General features: G+C 61.7%; 1 protein-coding gene. It reads left to right on the top strand.

All coding sequences use genetic code 11. The features are described from left to right. Nucleotides 1-48: 48 nt before the first annotated feature. Nucleotides 49-944, top strand: an 896-nt coding sequence (locus B7449_RS18095) for an AMP-binding protein (RefSeq protein WP_048884008.1), incomplete at its 3' end; no start/stop codon positions are given.

The following is a 944-nucleotide window of genomic DNA, read 5'->3' as shown; positions in this document are numbered from 1 at the left end:
CCAGATCACCGGCAAAGACGTGCCTGTAGCCTGAACGGAGTAAACGCCATGCTTCCATGGACAACATATGAGGCGATGCACGATGCGGCGTTGAATCAGCCAGAGCCGTTCTGGCTGGAGGCGGCGCAACGCATCACATGGAAGCAGGCACCCATGACCGCATGCAGGACGCGGGCGGATGGCTGGCATGACTGGTTTCCTGACGCCACGCTCAATACCTGCCACAACGCCGTGGACCGGCATGTTGAAAATGGTCGCGGTGAACAGGCGGCATTGATCTGGCATTCCTGCGCCACGAAGGAACGGCAGGTGGTAACCTACCGGGAACTGCAGGGCAGGGTAGCCGGGTTTGCCGGTGGCCTGCGCTCGCTCGGGGTGGGGAAAGGCGACCGCGTCCTGATCGCCATGCCGACCATGATCGAAACGACTATTGCCATGCTGGCCTGTGCACGGATCGGTGCCGTCCATGTCGTGGTTTTTGCCGGTTATGCCGGACCCGAACTGGCACACCGGATCGATGACGTGGCTCCGAAAGTCATCATCATTGCCAGTTGCAGCTTTCAGGGACAGACGCCCATCCCGTCTGCGCCCCCCCTGCATGAGGCGCTGGCCAGAGCGACGCACAGGCCACGGGCCTGCGTGATCGTGCAGCGCCCGGCCTGTCCGGTATCGCCCGTGCCGATGCGGGATCATGATTTCCATACGCTGGAACAGTCCGCACCGGCAGAACCGGTCACGTTGCGCTCCGAAGATCCCCTGTATATTCTTCACACGTCCGGCACGACAGGTCATCCGAAGGGCATTGTGCGTGACAATGGTGGCCACGCTGTCGCTCTCGCCCTGTCCATGGATCTGATCTACGGCTGCAAACCCGGTGACACCTTCTTCACGACATCGGATCTGGGCTGGGTGGTTGGCCATTCCTACGGCGTCTATGCGCCGCT

The organism is Komagataeibacter intermedius TF2 (assembly GCF_000964425.1).
Taxonomy (GTDB): domain Bacteria; phylum Pseudomonadota; class Alphaproteobacteria; order Acetobacterales; family Acetobacteraceae; genus Komagataeibacter; species Komagataeibacter intermedius.
The sequence above is the reverse complement of the archived record's forward strand: the minus strand, read 5'-3'. Positions and strand labels throughout refer to the sequence as shown.